The 20,869-nt window shown below is 44.9% G+C and carries 18 protein-coding genes; 16 read left to right on the top strand and 2 right to left on the bottom strand.

The annotated features are described in order from the left end of the window. Positions 1-159: 159 nt before the first annotated feature. Positions 160-2,337, bottom strand: a complete 2,178-nt coding sequence (locus A3I3_RS0100680) for an LTA synthase family protein (protein WP_018370814.1) — start codon at positions 2,335-2,337, stop codon at positions 160-162. Positions 2,338-2,575: 238 nt separating this feature from the next. Between A3I3_RS0100680 and A3I3_RS0100675 the strand changes: the two genes are divergently transcribed. From A3I3_RS0100675 to A3I3_RS0100590, 16 genes are all read left to right on the top strand, one after another. After that, positions 2,576-3,739, top strand: a complete 1,164-nt coding sequence (locus A3I3_RS0100675) for a class I SAM-dependent rRNA methyltransferase (protein WP_018370813.1) — start codon at positions 2,576-2,578, stop codon at positions 3,737-3,739. Next, positions 3,736-4,413, top strand: a complete 678-nt coding sequence (gene aroD / locus A3I3_RS0100670; protein ID WP_018370812.1) for a type I 3-dehydroquinate dehydratase — start codon at positions 3,736-3,738, stop codon at positions 4,411-4,413. Before A3I3_RS0100675 ends, aroD (A3I3_RS0100670) begins: the two co-directional genes overlap by 4 nt. Then, on the top strand, positions 4,403-5,257 hold the full coding sequence (locus A3I3_RS0100665; RefSeq protein WP_018370811.1) for a shikimate dehydrogenase: 855 nt from the start codon (positions 4,403-4,405) through the stop codon (positions 5,255-5,257). Before aroD (A3I3_RS0100670) ends, A3I3_RS0100665 begins: the two co-directional genes overlap by 11 nt. 19 nt (positions 5,258-5,276) lie before the next feature. Beyond that, positions 5,277-6,350 (top strand): 3-dehydroquinate synthase, encoded by a 1,074-nt coding sequence (gene aroB, locus A3I3_RS0100660; protein WP_018370810.1) that lies wholly within the window; start codon positions 5,277-5,279, stop codon positions 6,348-6,350. Continuing rightward, entirely contained in the window at positions 6,347-7,513 is a 1,167-nt protein-coding gene (gene aroC / locus A3I3_RS0100655) for a chorismate synthase (RefSeq protein WP_018370809.1), read from the top strand. Before aroB ends, aroC begins: the two co-directional genes overlap by 4 nt. A gap of 25 nt (positions 7,514-7,538) precedes the next feature. Further along, a complete protein-coding gene (locus A3I3_RS0100650) occupies positions 7,539-8,645 on the top strand; it encodes a prephenate dehydrogenase (protein WP_018370808.1) in 1,107 nt (368 codons plus the stop codon). Positions 8,646-8,655: 10 nt separating this feature from the next. Further along, the gene (locus tag A3I3_RS0100645; protein WP_018370807.1) at positions 8,656-8,994 is read left to right on the top strand and encodes a YlbF/YmcA family competence regulator; all 339 of its coding nucleotides are present in this window, start codon (positions 8,656-8,658) and stop codon (positions 8,992-8,994) included. A 388-nt stretch (positions 8,995-9,382) separates the two neighbouring features. After that, a complete protein-coding gene (locus A3I3_RS0100635) occupies positions 9,383-10,588 on the top strand; it encodes an MFS transporter (protein ID WP_018370805.1) in 1,206 nt (401 codons plus the stop codon). Between the two features lie 33 nt (positions 10,589-10,621). Next, positions 10,622-11,494, top strand: a complete 873-nt coding sequence (locus A3I3_RS0100630) for a shikimate dehydrogenase (protein WP_018370804.1) — start codon at positions 10,622-10,624, stop codon at positions 11,492-11,494. A gap of 34 nt (positions 11,495-11,528) precedes the next feature. Then, on the top strand, positions 11,529-12,731 hold the full coding sequence (locus A3I3_RS0100625; RefSeq protein WP_018370803.1) for an MFS transporter: 1,203 nt from the start codon (positions 11,529-11,531) through the stop codon (positions 12,729-12,731). A 10-nt stretch (positions 12,732-12,741) separates the two neighbouring features. Next, positions 12,742-13,500 carry a type I 3-dehydroquinate dehydratase gene (aroD, locus tag A3I3_RS0100620; RefSeq protein ID WP_018370802.1) on the top strand — a complete coding sequence of 253 codons (759 nt, stop codon included), beginning with the start codon at positions 12,742-12,744 and terminating at the stop codon, positions 13,498-13,500. A 77-nt stretch (positions 13,501-13,577) separates the two neighbouring features. Then, the gene (locus tag A3I3_RS0100615) at positions 13,578-16,487 is read left to right on the top strand and encodes an FAD-dependent oxidoreductase (RefSeq protein ID WP_018370801.1); all 2,910 of its coding nucleotides are present in this window, start codon (positions 13,578-13,580) and stop codon (positions 16,485-16,487) included. A 160-nt stretch (positions 16,488-16,647) separates the two neighbouring features. Beyond that, a complete protein-coding gene (aroA, locus tag A3I3_RS0100605) occupies positions 16,648-17,931 on the top strand; it encodes a 3-phosphoshikimate 1-carboxyvinyltransferase (protein WP_018370800.1) in 1,284 nt (427 codons plus the stop codon). Then, positions 17,924-18,409, top strand: a complete 486-nt coding sequence (locus A3I3_RS0100600; RefSeq protein ID WP_018370799.1) for a shikimate kinase — start codon at positions 17,924-17,926, stop codon at positions 18,407-18,409. Before aroA ends, A3I3_RS0100600 begins: the two co-directional genes overlap by 8 nt. Next, positions 18,400-19,224, top strand: coding sequence for a prephenate dehydratase (gene pheA / locus A3I3_RS0100595; protein ID WP_018370798.1), 825 nt, complete (start codon positions 18,400-18,402; stop codon positions 19,222-19,224). Before A3I3_RS0100600 ends, pheA begins: the two co-directional genes overlap by 10 nt. Positions 19,225-19,243: 19 nt before the next feature. Then, complete coding sequence (locus A3I3_RS0100590) at positions 19,244-20,593, top strand: LCP family protein (protein WP_018370797.1); 1,350 nt, start codon at positions 19,244-19,246, stop codon at positions 20,591-20,593. Between the two features lie 75 nt (positions 20,594-20,668). Here the strand turns inward: A3I3_RS0100590 and A3I3_RS0100585 are convergent. Then, the coding region (locus A3I3_RS0100585; protein WP_018370691.1) for a transposase at positions 20,669-20,869 on the bottom strand (201 nt) is incomplete at its 5' end.

Here is a 20,869-nt window from a genome sequence, read left to right as displayed (position 1 = left end):
CTTCCTGTAAAGGAATAGTTCGTCGTCCCACCCCCGCGATGCCTATTAGGCTTGTACGAAGCCGGTAAAGGCGAACGTAGAAGCCAAGAGGCTACCGCGTCTTGCAGATAATTCGAACTAATTTTAGAGGCTGAGAACTATTGTCCCAGCCTCTGTTTTTTAAGTTCCTCCTACCTTAGTCGTATCGGCTGCATCTGTCGTATTACTGCTGCTTCCAGAACTGCTGGTAGAAGAGCTAAATTGCTCTGGATGGAGCGCTTTGTAGGTCGGTGCATTGAAAAGATCGACTGTCGATTGTTGGCCTCGCTCATCGTAGAGGCTGGTTGATTCATCGCCTTTTTCTTTTTCTATTTGTTCCTCTTTTTTAAGTGATTTTTTATAAGAATACTTGCTGGCATCGGGATGACCTAAATCATTTCCTTTGTAGAAGCGGAAGAGGTCACCAGTTTGGATTAAGTCAGAAATAGACACTTGCTGATTAGCGGCATTGCGGACTTTTTCTAATTCAGCCTGCATCTCAGCTGTTGGATTGGTAATTTCTTCCCCTGTTTCTGTATAATAAATTCGTCCATTATAAGAAGTGAATTTTGGTGTAATGAAATAGTTGGTTGAACGCAAAGAGACGATTTGTTGGTGCTGTGAAGAGAGCAGGTCTTGACCAACTTGAAGCTTATCCTTGGTATCAATTCCTAATAAATGCTCCAATGTTGGTAGCATATCAATTTCGCCACCAAAGGTATTGTTGATATGCCCTGTTGTCATACCGGGAACTACCACCATATAAGGAATTCTTTGCATCATGGCATTGTCATAACTAGACCAAGTCTCAGAATTTTTATTGAGGAGTGGGGCAAGGCTTGGGTTACGAGAATTAGAAATTCCATAGTGATCTCCATAAAGAACAATAATGGAATTCTCATAAAGTCCAGAAGCTTTTAGATAGTCAAAGAAAGCCTTTACAGCTGAGTCTAGATAATTAGCAGTTGCAAAGTAGCCATTGATTGTCTCATCTTTGGTTTTGGCTAGTGGGAAACCAAGATCATCGCCAATCAAACTCGTTGTGTAAGGGTAATGGTTGGAAACCGTGATATATTTAACATAAAAAGGTTGCTGCAAGTGTTCCAAGTACTTGATAGAATCTTTCATCATGATTTTATCGTTCAGTCCGTACTGGAAGGAATTGCTTTCGTCTTGTTTCGTGAAATAGGACGAATCAAAGAAATAATTATAGCCCCATTGTTTATAGGTCGTGTTACGGTTCCAGAAACTACCTGCATTTCCATGGAAAACAGCTGAGTCATTATAGCCATTTTTTGAAAGAATATAGGGAGCAGCTTGTTGAGTATTGGTACCGCCATAGTTAACCATAAATGAACCTTGATTGAGCCCAAAAAGTCCTGTTTCAATCATCGTTTCGGCATCAGAAGTTTTTCCGGCTTTAACCTGATTGAAAATGTTAGAAAATGCCAGTGTTGAGTTAGAGTGGTAAAGAGAGTTCAGAAATGGTGTAACTTCGTATTCCTTACCATCGACCTGCAATTTATAATCAATTAGGAACTGTTGGAAAGATTCAAGGTGAATATAAAAGACATTGCGTCCCTTAGCAATTCCATAGTAGTTGGGATTGGGTGCAGCGTAGTGATTGTTGATATATTCTGTAACAGGAGTTAAATCTTTTTCAGAAGCCTTGGAACGTTCTCGGTTGGCTTGATAGGTTTGATTTCCACTATATCCCAGAAAAGCAGGTAGACCTAGAGCACGCACAACATAGTAGTTAGAAAAACCACGCGTTAGAAGTTGAGGACGGTCGATTTCAGCTAGGAATAAATTTGCTGAAAAGAACATGCTAGACAAAGCGGTAATCGCAAACCCAGCTCGCTTATTGAAAGGTCGCTTGTCAACTAGGATGAGTTTTTTGTAAAATAGCCAAGCGAATACTGGGAAGTCAATCAAGTAAATCAAATCCCAAGGGCGGAAAAGTTTTATTGCTGCCTCACCAAGACCAGCTGATACCGAGCTTGATGCCATCATCGTGTTGACTGTAATGAAATCAGAAAATTCACGATAGTAAATAGCATTTGAGACGAGCCAAGCAAAGAGCGCTCCGTAGATCAACCAAAGAAGACTATAAAATATTTTAGAATTTTTTACATAGAGGGCTAGACCCAAAAGGAGCAAACCTAACGGGAGCGGATTGAAAATTGCGAGAAGGAGCTGATAAAATCCTTGACCAGTCGCAATTTGAATATTGAGATTGAAGTCCACACTATAGGCCCACATTGTTTTAAGCCAATAAATAATGAGCAAGGTGAGAACTAGTCCCAAACGCGTACTCATAAAGTTTAGTATGGGTTGGATACGTTTCTTCACTGAAAATACTTCCTTATTTTATTTCCTAACAAATTTTCAACTTTGATTATATCACAAATTTAACAGTAAGGGGGAATTTCTATAACCTATGGCTTAGACAATAAGTTACTTATGATAAAAATTCTATATTCTATTTGCTTTATCTTCGTTTTGAAAGCGGTAAAATTTTTTGAGAAAATTCTTAAATTTTGATATAATATGGATTATGAAAAAAATGAAAGTCAATCGCCAGACAGAAACGAGGATAAGGAAGGGACAAGTTATCTTAGATAAAAATGATTTTCCAAATCTAAATTTAGCTCCTCAACAAGTGGAATTAATGACAGATGAGGGGAAGTTTCTCGCCTCGGCTTATTTAGCTCCGCAAAATAAAGGGGTTGGCTGGGTAATAGCATATACTCCTATCAGTCTTGATGAAGCTTTTCTAGTTGAACTTTTTGAAAAGGCTAAGGCTAAGCGCACTTCTTACGCAGCAGATGATTTAACGACAGCTTATCGTGTTTTTAATCAAGAAGGTGATGGTTTTGGTGGCTTGACGATTGATTTTTATAATCGTTTTGCTGTTTTTTCCTGGTACAATAGTTTTGTTTATGAACAGCGAGAACTTTTCGTAGCAGCTTTTCGGAAGGTTTTCCCAGAGATTAGTGGTGCTTATGAGAAAATCCGTTTTAAAGGATTGGATTATGAAAGTGCACATTTGTTTGGAGATGAGGCAGCTGAAAGTTTTACGATTTTAGAAAATGGCGTTCGCTATCAGGTTTTTCTAAATGATGGTTTGATGACAGGAATTTTCTTAGATCAGCACAATGTGCGCGCTAGCTTAGTTGATGGTTTAGCTACTGGTAAAAACGTTTTAAACATGTTTTCCTACACAGCGGCTTTTTCAGTGGCTGCTAGTATGGGAGGAGCTTTAGCGACGACTTCAGTGGATCTGGCTAAGCGGAGTCGTGAGTTGTCAGAGGCACATTTTCTTGCAAATGATTTGTCGCTTGACAATCATCGCTTTGTAGTTATGGATGTATTTGATTATTTCAAATATGCCAAACGACATGGCCTGACCTATGATGTAATTATTCTGGATCCGCCTAGTTTTGCTCGTAATAAAAAGCGAACATTTTCAGTTTCTAAAGACTATCATAAATTAGTAACTGAATCTTTAGCTATTCTCAATTCTGGCGGTATTCTTATTACCAGCACCAATGCGGCTAATGTCAGCCGTAAAAAATTTAAAGAACAAATTGAAAAAGGTTTGCTCGGCACTCCACACCATTATTTAGCGGAGTACGGTTTGCCAGCAGATTTTACCTATAATAAAAAAGATGAAAGTAGTAACTACCTCAAGGTATGTACGATTAAGGTGGACAAATGAAACTTGTGGTTCCAATCATGCCAACTAGTTTAGAAGAAGCTCAGCACATTGATGTCAAACACTATGAAGGAGTAGATATTATTGAGTGGCGAGCGGATTATCTTGATCGTGATACAATTTTGGCGGTAGCACCAGCTATTTTTGAGAAATTTTCAGGTCGAGAATTAATTTTTACATTGCGGACAACCAGAGAAGGTGGTCATATTGACCTAACAGAAGAAGAGTATGTGGCTCTGATCAAGGAAGTGGCCAATCTTTACCAGCCAGATTATATTGATTTTGAGTACTTTGTTCATAAAGAGATTTTTGAACAAATGTTGGAATTTCCAAACTTGATTCTCAGTTATCATAATTTTGAGGAAACACCTGAAAATCTTATGGAAATCATGTCTGAACTGACAAGTTTGACACCAAAAGTTGTAAAGATTTCTGTAATGCCACATAGTGAACAAGATGTTTTAGATCTTATGAATTATACTCGTGGCTTTAAAACGCTCAATCCTGAGCAAGAGTATGTGACCATGTCTATGGGAAAATTAGGACGATTGACGCGTCTTGCTAGTGATATTATGGGGTCTAGTTGGTCTTTCTCAAGTTTAGATGAAAGGACGGCTCCAGGGCAGATTGCCCTTCATGATATGAAAGAAATTTGTGAGGTTCTCGATGCGGATTAATGGCTACACACGATTGGCAGCGGTAGTGGCAAATCCGATCAAGCATAGCATTTCACCTTTTATTCATAATGCTGCATTTGATTTGACAGCTGTCAATGGTGTTTATGTAGCTTGGGAGATTTTGTCCAAGGATTTAGAAGAAACAGTTGAAAATATTCGTCGCTATAATATGTTTGGAATCAACCTTTCAATGCCCTATAAGCAGAAGGTTATTCCATTTTTAGATGAGCTTAGTCCAGAAGCAAAGCTGATCGGAGCAGTTAGTACAGTTGCCTATAAAAACGGTCGTTTAATTGGCTATAATATGGATGGAAAAGGTTTTTTTAAAAGTTTGACCAATTTTTCCGTCAAAAATAAAAGCATGACCATCCTTGGCTCTGGTGGAGCAGCGACGGCAATTGTTGCGCAGGCTGCCTTGGATGGAGCAGCTAGTATCTACGTTTTTGGACGGTCTAGCTCACTCAATCAAACACGAGAAAAATTTGAAGAGATTGCAGAAAAGACAGGTGTTCCGATTATTATTTGTTCTTTGAGAGATTCAGCACTCTTACAGAAAATGGTTGAATCATCTGCCTTGTTTATCAATGCAACTAGTGTCGGCATGGACGGGACGTCCCTCATTGTACCAAGTAATTTTGTTTTTCCTAAAGAAATTTTAGTGGCAGATGTTATTTACCAGCCTTTTGAAACACCTTTTTTAAAATTGGCAAAATCACAAGGCGCGACAGCTGTTAATGGTCTAGGCATGCTGGTCTATCAGGCTGCAGAAGTTTTTGAACTATGGACGGGGAAAGCTATGCCTGTTGAGCTTATCTGGAAAGAGCTAGAAAAACAGTATCGATAATAAGCGAGGAGAAGTCACGATGAAACTAAATGTAAACTTACCGCATCATCCTTATGATATTGTCATTGAAAATGGCTGCTTGACGCAGGCAGGACAGTGGCTGGCAGGCTTGTGGCAACCGCAAAAGGTCGTTATCGTAACGGATAATCGCGTGGCAGCTCTCTATGCCGAAAAGGTCAAATTGAGCTTAGAAGACGCAGGTTTTGAGACCTATGTTTTTGATTTTTTAGAGGGCGAAGCCAGCAAAAATCTTAAGGTTGTCAATAAGGTGTATGAGTTTTTAGTCAAGGTTGGCTTGACGCGCAGCGACGGGATTGTGGCGTTGGGCGGTGGCGTTGTCGGTGATTTGGCAGGCTTTGTAGCTTCGACTTACATGCGCGGAGTTCATTTTGTACAAATTCCGACCAGTCTGACGGCTCAGGTCGACTCCTCAATCGGCGGCAAGACCGGTGTCAATACACCCTGCGCTAAAAATATGGTCGGGACTTTTGCCCAGCCAGACGGTGTCTTGATTGACCCCCAAGTACTGAAAACGCTGGGCAAGCGCGAGCTCATCGAAGGCATGGGCGAGGTTGTCAAATACGGTCTCATTGCAGACTTTGAGCTTTGGCAGGAGCTGACCGAAATGGACGGTCGTCCGGAGTCGATTATCGAGCACGCCGAAAGCATCATTTATCATTCTTGCGATGTCAAGCGTAAGGTCGTGGTTGAGGACGAGCTGGACAATGGCGTGCGCCTCTATCTGAACTTCGGTCACACCATTGGGCACGCTATCGAAGCAACGGCGGGTTATGGACAGGTCATGCACGGCGAAGCTGTTGCTATTGGTATGGTGCAGATTTCGAGAATTGCTGAGAAAAAAGGCTTGATTCGAGCGGGTTTGACAGAGCAGATTGTGACCATGTGTCAGAAATTTGGTCTGCCAGTTCTTTATAGCCCTTGGGACAAGGAAAAACTGTATCAGGCTTTGACCCATGATAAAAAAGCTCGTGGCAATACAATCAAAATTGTTCTGGTGCCAGAGCTTGCCTCTGCCCGAATTTATCAGGTTGACTTGGAAGAAATGAAAGAATATTTGGAGAAAGAAGTATGAGATATTTAACAGCCGGTGAGTCGCACGGTCCACGCTTAACAGCTATTATTGAGGGAGTTCCAGCAGGGCTCCCTCTTACAGCAGACTACATCAATGCCGAGCTTAAACGCCGGCAGGGCGGCTACGGTCGCGGTGCGCGGATGAAAATCGAAAGTGACCAAGTAGAAATTACCTCCGGCGTTCGCCACGGCTTGACTATGGGTGGCCCGATTACGCTCAATGTCACCAATCTTGACCACCAAAAGTGGCTGGATATTATGAATGTCGCCGATGTGGAGGACAAGAAGAAAAATCTGCGCAAAATCACCAAGCCTCGTCCGGGGCATGCTGACTTGGTCGGCGGTATGAAATATCGCTTTTCTGACCTGCGTAATTCTTTGGAGCGTTCTAGCGCGCGGGAGACAACCATGCGAGTAGCAGTCGGTGCGGTTGCGAAGCGCCTCTTGGAAGAAATTGGTGTGGAAGTTGCCAGCCATATCGTGACTTTTGGCGGCATTAACATTGATGTGCCAGACGGACTGACTGTCGCTCAAATCAAAGAAGCCGCTAGCCGATCCGAGGTTTCCATTGTCACGCCTGAGCGCGAAGATGAAATCAAGGCTTACATCGACCAAATCAAGAAAGACGGCGACACCATTGGCGGCATTATCGAAACCATTGTCGGTGGAGTACCTGTGGGGCTGGGCTCTTTTGTCCAATGGGACAAGAAGCTGGATGCCAAGCTGGCGCAAGGAGTTGTCTCTATCAATGCCTTCAAGGGTGTGGAATTTGGTGTCGGTTTTGATGCGGGGCGGCTCAAGGGCAGCCAAGTCATGGACGAAATCATCTGGAGCAAGGAAGCTGGCTTTACCCGCCGCACCAATAATCTGGGCGGTTTTGAAGGCGGGATGACCAATGGCGAACCTATTGTTGTGCGCGGGGTGATGAAGCCAATTCCGACCCTCTATAAACCGCTGATGAGTGTTGATATTGAGACGCATGAACCTTACAAGGCGACAGTGGAGCGAAGCGACCCGACAGCTCTTCCAGCAGCGGCTGTTGTCATGGAAAGTGTCGTAGCGACCGTTCTTGCGACAGAAGTGCTGGAGAAATTCTCATCGGACAATCTGGAAGAATTGCAAGCAGCGGTGCAAGCGCACAGGGACTACGTGAAAGGATTTTAGATTAGCTATAAGTTGAGGAGGTTCCATGGCAAAAAAAGTAGTGTATATTGCAGGGCTAGGCTTGATTGGGGCTTCTTTGGCTCTTGCAATCAAGCGGGGACAGCCTGAATATGAAATCCTGGGCTACAATCGTGGCGAGCAGTCGCGCAATATCGCACTGGAAAAAGGTATGGTTGACCGAGCGACAGATGATTTTGCAGCCTTTGCGCCTCTAGCTGACATAATTATTTTGGCAGTACCGATTGAGCAGACGCTAACTTTCTTAAAAGAGCTAGCTGGCTTGGACTTGAAAGAAAATGTCATTATCTCTGATGCTGGCTCTACCAAGGCGGAGATTGTGGCGGCAGCTGACAAGTATCTGGCGGACAAAGCGGTGCGTTTTGTCGGTGGGCACCCAATGGCGGGCAGTCACAAGTCGGGGGCTATCGCTGCTGATGTCAATCTTTTTGAAAATGCTTATTATATCTTCACGCCGTCTAGCTTGACCAAGTCAGGAACGATTGAGGAAATGAAAGACCTCCTGTCAGGCCTCCATGCTCGCTTTGTGGAAATCGAAGCTAGTGAACACGACCGAGTGACTAGTCAAGTCAGCCATTTTCCGCACATTTTGGCATCGAGCCTCATGGAGCAGGCGGGGAGCTACACGGACGAGCACCCTATGACCCAGCATTTTGCGGCGGGTGGTTTTCGCGATATGACGCGGATTGCTGAGAGCGAGCCCGGCATGTGGACCAGTATTCTCTTGACCAACCGCCAGACGATTTTGGAGCGGATTGAGGATTTCAAAGACCGCTTGGACAAGGTCGCAACCTGGCTCGAGCAAGAAAAGTCAGACGCTATTTGGGAATTTTTCGACCATGGACGTCAGGTGCGAAAGAGCATGGAAATCCACAAACGTGCGGGTGTAGATAGCTTTTATGACATTTTTATCAATGTACCCGACGAAGAAGATGCCATTCTGGGAATTTTGGAATTGCTGCGGGGGACCTCCATTGTCAATATCCGCATCAACGAAGAAAATCGTGAGGACATCAACGGAATTCTCCAAATCACCTTTAAAAATCGTGAAGATTTAGAAAAATCTGCTAAAATAATAAGAGAGAATACAAAATATCAAGTCTTTTTGGACTGAGGAGGAAACCATGTCAAATATCTATGATTTAGCTAACGAATTGGCGCGCGGTTTGCGCGATTTGCCAGAATACCAAGCGGTCGCTGAGAGCAAAAAAGCAGTGGACGCAGATAGCGAAGCCAAGCAAATCTTGGACGACTACCTTGCTTTTCAAGGGGAATTGCAAGTCATGGCACAGACAGGGCAAATGCCTACGCTAGAATTGCAGGAAAAAATGCAGGCTTTCGGTGAAAAAATCCAAGCCAACGCTGTGCTGGCGGACTTCTTTGGTAAGCAGCAGCAACTTTCTATCTACCTATCAGACATCGAGCGCATTATCTTTGACCCTGTGCAAGAATTGCTAAAATAAGGGGGATATGCTGACGCTTTATTCTTATCAAACAATCAGAACCAATAATTTTTCAGACCAAAACATGGTGGCAAAAATTGGCGGTGTGGGGTCAGATTTGGCAAGATGAGGAAACGGGCGAGCTCAAGCGTTCTTATCGCTACGATGTCGAAGAATACAAGTCCGACAGCTCGATTTGTATTCATATTTTATAAAAAGTAAAATCCCTAAATTCTCTTGATTTATGGGATTTTTTTGTTGAAAAAGATTCTGAAAAGAGCGGTGTAATTTTCGTAAATTTTCTACATTTTTAATAAAGGATTAGACTTGATGCTGTAAATATGGTATAATGTAAGCGTATCAATTACATCATGTGATAAAATTCACATGTTAGATTAGAAAGGAGAATATGCCACATCGTAAACAATACCTAGGATTAATCGGCAGTTTGTACATGAACTACATATTTCAAGGAATTGCGGCCATCGCTATTTCGCAAAATTTGTCCATGTTTCAAAAGCAGTGGTCGGCTAGCCTTAGTCAGGTCACCCTGGTCGTTAGTGCCATAGGTTTAGGGAGAATCCTTAGTTTAAATTTTTCGGGCTGGTTTTCCGACCGTTATGGGAGAAAAATGACGGTTCTGCTGGGAGTGATAACTTATGTCCTCTTTTTTGCAGGTCTTGTTCTGACGAGCAATTATCTTCAAGCCTTGCTTGTTGCTTTATTGGCTGGTGTGGGCAATGCCTTTCTAGATACCAGTACCTATCCAATCGTTGTCGAGGCTTTTCCGTCAGAAAATGATAATAGTGCGCTCAGCGTTCTCAACAAAGCCTTTATTTCCATTGGCCAATTCATTTTTCCTCTGCTAACGCGCTGGACGCTCCAGCATCATCTTTATTTTGCTTGGACTTTTCTAACCAGCGCCTTGGGGCTTTTGTGCAATTTTTTCTTTCTGACCCGCTTTGCCTATCCTGAAAGCAAGATAGATCGTCATAAAGAAGTTGTTCAGTCCTTTATTCCCAAGGCCAAGATACAAGTAGAGGGACTTGCCTTGATGGTTTTTTCCTTCGTATCCGTCTCTTTATTCAATATTTTTATTCTCTGGATTCCAAATTTTTCCAAGCAGGTTTTGGCGATAAAAAATGAAGACAGCCTATTATTCGTGAGTATTTATAGTGTTGCTTCATTTGTTTCCGTCTTTTTGACCTCCTTTATTGTCAAGAAAAAGGTCAATATTGTAAATCTCATTTTGATTTGCTTAACTATTACTGCTTTTTCTCTAGTTTACATGCTCGCTATGCCTTCGCTTTTTTCCATTATTCTAGCTAGTTTAGCTATGGGAATTTTTGCGGCTGGCGGAATTTGGCAGCTGGGTCTCGCCCTTTTGCTAGAATTTTTCCCCAATAATCGAGGTATGGTGACAAGTTTTTATTCGCTCACGACTGCCTTGTCGGTCATGGTCACGCCTTATTTAACGGGGCTCATGGCTGAGCGGTCACTTTATCAAGTTTTTTTCTACAATTTCTTTTTAGCCTTGGTCGGCATTTTGGCAACATGGATTGTCAAAATTCGCTATAAAAAGCTTTTTAAAAAAGAGATTGTGCCAGAAAAATAACTATTTTATCAAAAAAGAACGAGGTATGATATTATGTCAGAACGTTTAAATGGTCACACTTTGCTGGTTAGCTTGATTGCTACCCCTATCCGTCACAGTCTTTCTCCAACCATGTGGAATGAATCCTTTGCTAAAAAAGGTATGGACTATGCCTACCTTGCTTTTGAAGTGGGAAATGAAGATTTGGCTGACGCGGTACAAGGGATCCGTGCTCTGAAAATTCAAGGATCTAACGTCTCTATGCCAAACAAGCAAGCCATTATTCCTTTGCTGGACGAATTGTCACCAGCGGCTAAGCTGGTCGGTGCGGTCAATACTGTTGTCAACCAAAACGAAAGCGGACATCTGGTTGGTCATGTGACCGACGGTACAGGTGCTATGCGGGCGCTGCAAAGCGAAGGAATTGACATCAAAGACCGCATTGTGACCCTTACGGGCTGTGGTGGTGCAGGAACCGCCATTGCCATTCAAGCAGCCTTGGACGGTGTCAAGGAATTGCGGATTTTCAACCGCGATGACGAATTATACGCTAATGGTCAAGAAACCGTGCGCAAGATTTTAGAAAATACCGACTGCAAAGCAACGATTACACCGCTAGAAGACCAAGAGGCCTTCAAAAAATCAATCGCTGAATCTTCTGTTTATATTGATGCGACTAGCGTTGGTATGAAACCGCAAGAAGACCTATCCTTGATTGAAGATCCAGCAGTTATTCGTCCAGACCTTGCTATTATGGATGTTGTTTATGCGCCTGCTGAAACCAAACTCTTGAAATTCGCGCGTGAAAACGGGGCAAAAGTTGCCTTTAACGGCTTGGGCATGATGCTCTATCAAGGAGCAGAAGCCTTCAAGCTCATCACTGGCGAAGACATGCCAGTTGACTACGTCAAATCAGTCTTATTTTAAGCAAAACTAAAATGAAAAAGGAAATTGTTGTTATATGAAAAATCGTTATTTACCAACCGCTCTGTCGCTTTATCTGAACTATGTCATTCATGGTATTGGGGTGATTATTATTTCCCAACACCGTGAGCAACTGGCTCTGCAATGGGGCACTGGTGTAAAAGAGGTTATGAGCGTTGTTGCCATGCTGGGAATCGGTCGCTTGATTGCTATCTTAGTGTCTGGTCGCTTGTCCGACATGTTTGGCCGCAAGCCCTTTGTTATGCTGGGGTCTGCGACTTACATTCTTTACTTCTTGGGCTTGATTTACAGCCCGAATACGCTTGTTGCCATGATTTTGACAGTCCTAGCTGGTATTGCTAATTCTTTCCTTGACTCAGGGACTTATCCAGCGCTTATGGAGTCTTTCCCAGAACATGCTGGTACAGCCAATGTCTTGATTAAGGCAGCGGTGCAAATCGGACAATTTATCTTGCCTTTCATCATCATTGCGGCTTCAGCTATGGGCTTCTGGCAATTAGCTTTCTGGATTGCAGCCGTCGTTCTCTTCCTCAATATTTTCCTCGTCTGGAAATTGCCTTTCCCAGATGCTGACGCCAAAGAAGCAGCAGAAAAGGGAGATGCCGAGGAAGCCTACGTTTCAGCCGTTACTTTCAAATCCAAACCAAAAATCTGGCTGGAAGGAGTTGCCTTTGTTATCTATGGATTTATTTCGCAAGCAACCTTCTACCTGATTTCCCAATTCATCTCAACCTACGGGCAAAATGTAGCGGGCATGTCAGAAGCCGCTTCAAAATTGCTGCTTTCAAGCTACTCAACAGGCTCTCTGCTCTGTGTGGCTTTCACAGCCATTGTCGGGCTCAAATTGCGCTCTGTCAACCTCATGCTGGTCTACACGTTCATGTCTCTGGTTTCGATTGCATCTATGTGGCTCTTCCCTAGCCCGCTGGTAATTCAAATCGGGGCAGCAGCTGTCGGCTTCTTCGCCGCTGGTGGCGTTATGCAGCTTGGTTTGACTGTTATGGGAGAAATGTTCCCAGCCGGAAAAGGAACGATTACAGGGATTTTCTATACCTTTGGTTCCATTGCTTCCTTTGTCGTGCCAATTTGGGCGGCATCTATCGAGGCTTCAAACGTTCGCAACATCATGTTGCTAGACACTGTCTTTGCTGCTATTGGCTTTGTCATTGCCATTATCGTTTATATCCGTTATCATCAAACGGTCGATACTTCTAAATAGGAGAATTTTCATGACACATACAGTTACCGTTGGAAATGTCACTCTGGGTGAGGGACGTCCAAAAATTATCGTCCCCCTTGTTGGGCGGACAGAAAGTGAAATCCTAGAAGCAGCGCAGCAAGCACGTGATTTGGATTGCGACTTGATTGAGTGGCGCATTGATTTCTTTGAAAAAGTAGAGGAACCCAGCCAAGTAGCCGCTCTGTCTCACAAGGTTAAGGAGGCCATTCAAAAGCCGCTGCTGGTGACATTCCGTACCAAGAAAGAAGGGGGCGAGCTGGAACTTTCCGACCAAGCCTATTTTGCGATTTACGGGGAAGTTTTGGAAAATGGCTGCGCTGACCTTCTAGATGTGGAATTATTCATGCCAGAGGAGCCAGTGCAGGCGACCATTAAGCTGGCACATGAAAAAGGGGTCAAGATTGTCATGTGCAATCACGACTTTGACGCGACACCGAGCCAAGCAGAGATTGTCCGCCGCCTCAGCCTCATGGAAGAAAAGAATGCAGACATCTGTAAAATTGCCGTTATGCCGCAGTCTGACCAAGATGTGCTGACCCTGCTCCAAGCTACAGCAGAAATGAAAGCGAAGGCAAGTAGACCCTTGATTACCATGTCTATGGGAGCCTTGGGTATGGTTAGCCGTGTTAGTGGTGAGGTTTTCGGCTCATCAGCGACTTTTGGCGCTGCCAAGAAAGCATCCGCTCCGGGGCAAGTACCTGTTGCCGTTTTGCGGCAAATGCTTGAAACCCTGAAATTAAAAGGCTAAGCATGCTATCAAGTCCTAGCTATCTTTCATCTAACTAGGACTTTTTCCTTAGCAAGTAAATAAAAGGAAGACAATAGATGACAAAAAATATATTTGATCAAGTGACCTTGGCGTCAGGTGCCCGCCTCAAAAACAGAATTCTTATGGCGCCGATGACGACCGAGTCAGCTTATTATGACGGGAATTTGACCGATGAGTTGATTGACTATTATGCTCATCGTTCGGGGCAGGTTGGTACAGTCATCGTAGAGAGTGCCTTTGTCGAGGACAAGGGACGCGGTTTCTTTGGAGCAATCGGGATTGACAGCGACGATAAGATTGAGGGCTTGTCGCGTCTGGCTGAGGCAATCAAGGAAAAGGGCTCAAAAGCCATTATTCAGATTTATCATGCAGGGCGCATGGCTTTCCCTGATATGAATAAGGGCGAGCAGCCGATTTCTGCCAGCAGTGTTGCGGCTCTGCGTCCCAATGCGCCAGTGCCGACTGAGATGACCCACCGCCAAATCTTGGACATGATTGACTATTTCGCTCAAGCAGTCCGTCGGGCGATTAAGGCTGGTTTTGACGGTGTTGAGCTTCACGGCGCTAATACCTATTTAATTCAGCAATTTTTCTCCCCTCATTCCAATCGTCGAAGCGATGCTTGGGGTGGAACGATTGAAAAACGGGCGAAATTTCCACTGGAAGTTGTGCAAGCAGCCAAGCAAGTCATTGCCGAAGAAGGCGCTGAAAACTTCATTTTGGGCTACCGTTTTTCACCAGAAGAGCTGGAGGAGCCGGGCATTCGTTTCGACGATACCATGTACTTGCTCAATACTCTGGCAGAGGAAAATTTAGATTATTTCCATTTTTCTATGGGGATTTATACCCGCAATTCGATTGTGCAGGCTGATGACCCTGAGTTGCTGATTTCTAAGTATCTGGCGGCGCGTAGCGAGACGCTGGCTAAGATTCCAGTCATCGGTGTCGGTGGGATTTTGCAAAAAGCTGACGCTGATAATGCGCTAGAAATCGGTTACGATTTGGTCGCTGTTGCCAAGGGCTTCTTGGTTGAGCCCCACTGGGTGGAAATGATTCGCGAGGACAAGACGGTCAAGGCTTTTGCCGATATTCGTGACCGTAAAAATCTAGTCATCCCGACTCCGCTCTGGAAATTCATGGACGAGAGTTTCCAGCTCATCAAGGACACGGACGCTGAAATCAAAAAAGCCGAGCGCTTGGTTGAGCTTATGGGGAAAGCCTTGGAGTTCAAAGAGGGCGAATACCACGTCTCAGCTAAAGGGCACAATAGTGACCTACCTATGGTCGTTACCTTCAGCAAAAATAAAATTGCAGGTATTGAAATTGATAGCAGTGGCGAGTCGGAAGGCTTGTCAGACATGGTCTTTGAGCGCCTACCGCAGCAAATCATCGAATTTCAGACTTTGAATGTTGACGCTGTTTCCGGTGCTTCAACAACCAGTCAAGGAGTGGTTGACGGGGTGGCTGACGCCGTTCTTTTGGCCAGCAATCAAGACGCGGTGGATGTTCTCAAAGCGCGGCAAAAACCGACGGTCGAGCTGTCCAAGGAAGTGGTCGAAGAAGAAGTCGATGTCGTTGTTGTCGGTGCGGGTGCGGCTGGTATCGCAGCTGCCTTGCGGGCAGAAGAGCTGGGCTTGTCTGTTATCCTGCTTGAAAAATTGAGCTTTATCGGTGGAGCTATTTCCGTGTCAGGCGGAAATCAAGTCGTTATGGGCTCGCGCTTGCAGAAAGAAGCGGGCGTGACAGATGACACGGTTGAGCTCATGGTGGAGGATTTCCTCAAAAACGGAAACAATCTCAATGTCCGCGAGTTGTTGACTCTCTTGGCTGAAAATATCGGTCAAACGACCGACTGGGTGCATGACTATGTCGGCGTGGAGTATGATATGGCGGGCGGCCTCCATGTGCTAGCAGAATACCGCAAGGATCGCGAGTTGGCTTATGCTGACGGTGGGCACGGCTTTGCCGCTGCCGTTCGTTCTAAAGTGGGCAATTCGTCTGTTCAGCTCCTGCTTCAAACCAAGGCGCAGCAATTATTCACCGACGGACAGGGTAATGTCACGGGTCTCATCGCCATCGAGGACAATGGGAAAATCCACCGTATCTCTGCCAAAGCAGTCGTCTTAACGACAGGTGGCTATGGTAACAACAAAGACTTGCTGCCAAAACGCTTGAAGGACGTGCTGTTCTACGGAACGCGCTCATCTATGGGTGAGGGGCTGCTCATGGCGCAGGCTTCTGGTGTTGACGCTGCGACTGTCCTGCTTGACCAAGGGAAAATCTATCCTAACGGGGTCGAAGTGGCAGAAGGGACTGCCAAGTCCACTATTGGCGGTAATATCGCCGTTCTGCGTGAAAATGGGCTGCTGGTCAATACCAACGGTCAGCGTGTAGTCAATGAGCGGGCAAGCAACCATGACATCCTAGATGTACTTATGGAGCAAGAGCCGAAAGTCCTCTATCTCCTGCTTGACCAAGAGCACTTTGAGATTTTCCGCGAGGAAGTGGCCGAAGGCGGGATTTCTAAGGCGGACATCGACCAGTGGCTGGAAAATAACGGCTCTGTGACGCCATATTTCTTCCATGCTGATGATTTGGAAGACCTGGCTGATTTGGCTGGTATGGATAGAAAAGCTCTAACTGATACTGTCGCGCGCTACAATCAATTTGTGGCAGAAGGTGAGGACAAGGATTTCCACCGTGAAAGTCGCTTCCTGCAAAAGCCGGTCGGGCAAGGGCCTTACTATCTCATCGAGCAAAAACCGCGTTTTGCAACGACAATGGGTGGTTTGGTTGTCAATACCAACTTGGAAGTTGTCAATACCAAGGGTGCAGTCATCCAAGGGCTCTATGCCGCGGGTGAAGTGGTCGGCGGGGTCATGGGAACGGACTCGCCGTCAGGAGCCAACAACGCTTGGGCGCTGACATCTGGTAAATTAGCAGCCGAAAGCATCAAAGAAAAATAAAAAGAAGAAGTGGGCTTGCCTGCTTCTTTTTTGCTTGGTTTTGAGAAAATTTGCCAAGTCCAGTCATTCAGGCGAAGAACTCCAGCTTTTGTTCGGAGTAAATTTGTATTCGCTATTTTTTTATGATAGAATATTAGGAAATGAATGTATGAGGTTGCCCATGAAACTACAGATAAATAGTCAGGGTTTGAGGGGCGCAATTCGCGTGCCCGGTGACAAGTCAATTAGCCACCGCTCTATTATGTTTGGGAGTTTGGCAAAGGGTGTCACCACAGTTTACGACATTTTACGAGGCGAAGATGTGCTTTCGACCATGCAGGTTTTTCGCGATTTAGGTGTTGAGATTGAAGACGACGGGCAAATCGTGCGCATTCACGGCGTCGGTTTTGACGGGCTCAAAGCACCTAAGAAACCGCTGGATATGGGCAATTCGGGTACCTCCATTCGCTTGATTTCAGGTCTTCTAGCAGGGCAAGATTTCGCTGTAGAGATGTTTGGCGACGACAGTCTCTCCAAGCGTCCTATGGATCGCGTGACCATTCCTTTACGGCAAATGGGCGCAGAGATTGCTGGGCAAACGGAGCGCGATTTGCCACCTTTGAAATTGCGGGGCAGCCGTGACTTGAAGCCCATTCATTATCAGTTGCCAGTCGCATCGGCTCAGGTCAAGTCCGCTCTTATTTTTGCGGCTTTGCAGGCGCGGGGTCAGTCGGTTATTATCGAGAAAGAATTGACCCGCAACCACACCGAAGACATGATTGCCCAGTTTGGTGGCAAGCTCACGGTCAAGGGCAAGGAAATCCGTGTAGAAGGCGGACAAGCCTTCACCGCGCAGGAAGTGCGCGTGCCGGGAGATATTTCCAGCGCCGCTTTCTGGCTGGTTGCTGGACTGATTGTGCCGCATTCTAAGATTGTCCTTGAAAATGTCGGTATCAATGAAACGCGAACAGGGATTTTGGATGTGATTAAGGCCATGGGTGGCAAGATTAGTCTGTCTCATGTCGATGAGATTGCTAAATCAGCAACGATTACGGTCGAGACTTCAGAGCTGCATGGCACGGAAATCAAGGGCGAGATTATTCCGCGCTTGATTGATGAGCTACCGATTATCGCGCTTCTAGCCACGCAAGCAGAGGGTAGGACGGTTATCTCTGACGCCGAGGAGCTCAAGGTCAAGGAAACCGACCGCATTCAGGTTGTGGCTGACGCTTTAAATAGCATGGGTGCAGACATTACTCCGACGGCTGACGGCATGATTATCAAGGGAAGACCCCCTTTGCATGCTGCTAAGGTCAATACCTTGGGCGACCACCGTATCGGCATGATGACAGCGATTGCGGCTCTCTTGGTCGCAGAAGGCGAGGTCGAGCTCGAGCGAGCAGAAGCGATTAACACCAGCTATCCGAGCTTTTTTACTGATTTGGAGGAATTAACGAATGGCTAAAATTCTACTAGGTTTCATGGGTGCAGGCAAAACGACCGTTGGGCGTATTCTTGACCCTAGCTTTCACGATATGGACGAAATCATCACCGAAGAAATCGGCATGTCAATCAATGATTTTTTTGCACTGAAAGGCGAAGCCGAATTCCGCCGAATCGAAGCAGCAACTCTAGAGCGCCTGCTCAACCAAGGAGCGGTTATCATCTCACCCGGAGGCGGGATTGTCGTCAATCCGCACAACCGTGAGCTCTTGGAGCAAAACGATTACAACATTTTCCTGCAAGTGGACTTTGATACTCTCTACGAGCGCATCGAAAATGACAAGGAAATGCACCGTCCACTCTACCTCAACAATACGCGCGAGCAATTCAAGAAGATTTTTGACGAGCGCCAGCATTTGTACGAGGGCATTGCGACCCATACTATTCAAGTGGCGGACAAGACACCCGAAGAAATTGCGGAGATTATTCGATGTTTGTAGCATTTTTAGGTCCCAAGGGCTCTTTTTCGCACCACGTGGCGCAGAAGGCTTTTCCACATGAAACTCTCCTGCCCTACCAAAATATCACAGAAGTGATTAAGGCTTACGAGGCAGGCGAAGTGGATTACTCGGTTGTGCCCGTGGAAAATTCGATTGAAGGGAGCGTCCATGAGACCTTGGACTATCTTTTTCATCAGGCGCAAATCCAGTCTGTGGCTGAAATCGTGCAGCCGATTAAGCAGCAGCTCTTGGCGACCAGCAAGGACAAAACTATCCGCACCATTTATTCGCACCCGCAGGCTTTGGCTCAAGGGAAAAAGTACATCCAAGAGCATTATCCTGAAGCGCAGACAGAAATCACTGCCAGCACAGCCTATGCCGCACGTTTTGTTGCGGAGCACAAAGACCAGCCTTTTGCAGCCATTGCGCCGCATTCGGCAGCCGAAGAATACGGCTTAGAGGTCATTGCCCAAGATATTCAAGAAATGGCAGAGAATTTTACTCGTTTTTGGATTTTGGGGCACCAGCCAATCAGTTTGGATTTGGCAAAAGAGGAAGAAAAAATGACGCTGGCTTTGACCCTGCCTAACAACCTACCGGGGGCGCTCTATAAGGCTTTGTCGACCTTTGCTTGGCGGGGAATTGACCTGACCAAAATCGAAAGTCGCCCGCTCAAAACCGCTTTAGGCGAATATTTTTTCATCATCGATGTCAATCACAGCCAGCCAGATTTAGTGACCTACGCTTTGCAGGAGCTGGCGGCTATCGGCATTGCTTATAAAATTCTGGGCTCTTATCGAGTCTACACTATTTGAAAAGTAAAAAGGAGAACCCATGTCAAGAGAGACAGATAATCTGACTCACCATGAGCGTAAGCGACTGGACTATCTTTATAAAAATTACCATTATCTTAATAGCAGAGAACAAGAAGAATACGATTATCTCAATCGCAAACGTGCTGGTCTAGCAAATTTCTCCGAAAATCCCAGAGAATCACATCATCAGTCAGTTGATAACTTGCCTCGTTATCAAGAAACAAACAGGCAAGAAGAATTGACAGAAAATGGACTACCTGTTTATCCCAAAAATTTAAGTCGGAGTGAGCGAAAAAAACAGAGAACACAAGCTAGTTCACTTCAAAATTTAGAAAATGATACCATTTCTAAATCAGCGGCTCCACGCAAGAAAATCCGCATTAAACGAATTTTGAAATGGCTGGCCTTAGCACTTATTTTGCTTGTTTTAGGGATGGTCTTGATGTTCTTTAAAGGTCTCCTTACCGCCCATAATAATCCCAATGCCAAACCAGCGGAGACTGAAGTTTTTAATGGTCAGGATACAAAAGATGGCACGAATATTCTCATTTTAGGAACGGATGGACGAATTGGTCAAAGCTCTGAAGAGACACGGACAGACTCTATTATGGTTCTTAATGTCGGGAATAAAGATGGCAAGATCAAGCTAGTTAGTTTTATGCGTGACATTCTAGTCAATATCGATGGAGTGAGTTACGGTTCAAATTATGACCAAAAACTCAATGCAGCTTATAGTATCGGTGAGCAAAATAACCATCAAGGTGCAGAATTAGTTCGCCAGATGTTGAAAGATAACTTTGATATTGATATCAAATACTATGCAATGGTCGATTTCTCTACCTTTGCAACGGCTATTGATACACTGTTCCCAAACGGAGTCAAGATGAATGCGCAGTTTTCAACCGTCGGTGGTGAAAAGGTGAGTGAAGTTGAGGTTCCTGATGACCTAAATATGAAAGATGGCGTTGTTCCTAATCAGACCATCAAGGTAGGTGAGCAACGCATGGATGGTCGAACTTTGCTAAATTATGCACGTTTCCGTAAGGATGATGAAGGGGATTTTGGACGGACAAGACGGCAGCAAGAGGTCATTACAGCCATTGTCCAGCAAGTTAAAGATCCAACCAAGCTTTTTACAGGTTCAGAAGCTCTGGGTAAGATCTTTGCTTTAACTTCTACAAATGTTCCCTATAGTTTTCTCTTGACCAACGGCCTGTCGGTTGCAACAAGCGGTCAAAAAGGAATTGATCGTGTTACTATTCCAGAATATGGTGACTGGGTAGATGCCTATGACATGTACGGTGGGCAAGGACTTTTGATTGATTTTGAAGCATATAAGACTAAATTGGCTCAACTAGGTTTAAGATAATAATTAGAGCCTGGGACAAAATAATTCTCAGCCACAAAAAAAGCTAGAGCTTCCCAATTGCGGAACTCTAGCTTTTTAATTTTGAGTCGTTCTCTTATTGTATTTTAGGAGGTTATTGGCCATAAGTACCAATCCCATGTCAATTCTCACTTGACGCTTCCCTCTCAGATTACATCTCTTGTAACCCAAACAAGCCTTTATCTGCCCAAAGACAGGTTCCACATCAATCTTGCGTTGAGCGAAAATCTGTCTACCTTGGGGAGATAAAAGCGCCTG

The organism is Streptococcus massiliensis DSM 18628 (assembly GCF_000380065.1).
Taxonomy (GTDB): domain Bacteria; phylum Bacillota; class Bacilli; order Lactobacillales; family Streptococcaceae; genus Streptococcus; species Streptococcus massiliensis.
Note: the sequence above shows the minus strand (reverse complement) of the source record. Positions and strands in the feature narration are given on the sequence as shown.

Bases quoted from the DNA above. Each gene is read 5' to 3' on its own strand.
- A3I3_RS0100680 (WP_018370814.1), bottom strand. From the start codon at position 2,337: ATGAGTACGCGTTTGGGACTAGTTCTCACCTTGCTCATTATTTATTGG.
- A3I3_RS0100675 (WP_018370813.1), top strand. From the start codon at position 2,576: ATGAAAAAAATGAAAGTCAATCGCCAGACAGAAACGAGGATAAGGAAG.
- aroD (WP_018370812.1), top strand. From the start codon at position 3,736: ATGAAACTTGTGGTTCCAATCATGCCAACTAGTTTAGAAGAAGCTCAG.
- A3I3_RS0100665 (WP_018370811.1), top strand. From the start codon at position 4,403: ATGCGGATTAATGGCTACACACGATTGGCAGCGGTAGTGGCAAATCCG.
- aroB (WP_018370810.1), top strand. From the start codon at position 5,277: ATGAAACTAAATGTAAACTTACCGCATCATCCTTATGATATTGTCATT.
- aroC (WP_018370809.1), top strand. From the start codon at position 6,347: ATGAGATATTTAACAGCCGGTGAGTCGCACGGTCCACGCTTAACAGCT.
- A3I3_RS0100650 (WP_018370808.1), top strand. From the start codon at position 7,539: ATGGCAAAAAAAGTAGTGTATATTGCAGGGCTAGGCTTGATTGGGGCT.
- A3I3_RS0100645 (WP_018370807.1), top strand. From the start codon at position 8,656: ATGTCAAATATCTATGATTTAGCTAACGAATTGGCGCGCGGTTTGCGC.
- A3I3_RS0100635 (WP_018370805.1), top strand. From the start codon at position 9,383: ATGCCACATCGTAAACAATACCTAGGATTAATCGGCAGTTTGTACATG.
- A3I3_RS0100630 (WP_018370804.1), top strand. From the start codon at position 10,622: ATGTCAGAACGTTTAAATGGTCACACTTTGCTGGTTAGCTTGATTGCT.
- A3I3_RS0100625 (WP_018370803.1), top strand. From the start codon at position 11,529: ATGAAAAATCGTTATTTACCAACCGCTCTGTCGCTTTATCTGAACTAT.
- aroD (WP_018370802.1), top strand. From the start codon at position 12,742: ATGACACATACAGTTACCGTTGGAAATGTCACTCTGGGTGAGGGACGT.
- A3I3_RS0100615 (WP_018370801.1), top strand. From the start codon at position 13,578: ATGACAAAAAATATATTTGATCAAGTGACCTTGGCGTCAGGTGCCCGC.
- aroA (WP_018370800.1), top strand. From the start codon at position 16,648: ATGAAACTACAGATAAATAGTCAGGGTTTGAGGGGCGCAATTCGCGTG.
- A3I3_RS0100600 (WP_018370799.1), top strand. From the start codon at position 17,924: ATGGCTAAAATTCTACTAGGTTTCATGGGTGCAGGCAAAACGACCGTT.
- pheA (WP_018370798.1), top strand. From the start codon at position 18,400: ATGTTTGTAGCATTTTTAGGTCCCAAGGGCTCTTTTTCGCACCACGTG.
- A3I3_RS0100590 (WP_018370797.1), top strand. From the start codon at position 19,244: ATGTCAAGAGAGACAGATAATCTGACTCACCATGAGCGTAAGCGACTG.